The following is a 268-nucleotide window of genomic DNA, read 5'->3' as shown; positions in this document are numbered from 1 at the left end:
CAGTAAAGATGGTGGAGCTATGCGGGATCGAACCGCAGACCTCCTGCGTGCAAGGCAGGCGCTCTCCCAGCTGAGCTATAACCCCATCGTAAATGCTAATCTCTGTACCCTAATTCGTTTCCGGGCAAGGCGCGGTGGTGCGAAGCATACTGAAGTATGCGAGCATCGCCGTAACACAGCACGGAGGCGAATTTGGTAGGCCTGAGTGGACTTGAACCACCGACCTCACCCTTATCAGGGGTGCGCTCTAACCACCTGAGCTACAAGC

The 268-nt window shown here is 56.0% G+C and carries 1 tRNA gene; it reads right to left on the bottom strand.

The features are described from left to right. Positions 1-9 precede the first annotated feature (9 nt). A tRNA-Ala gene (locus tag OGV89_RS00735) sits at positions 10-85 on the bottom strand. Positions 86-268 lie beyond the last annotated feature (183 nt).

This window comes from Citrobacter sp. Cf125, from assembly GCF_030333935.1.
Lineage (GTDB): Bacteria > Pseudomonadota > Gammaproteobacteria > Enterobacterales > Enterobacteriaceae > Citrobacter > Citrobacter freundii.
This window is presented reverse-complemented; position numbering and strand designations above follow the sequence as displayed.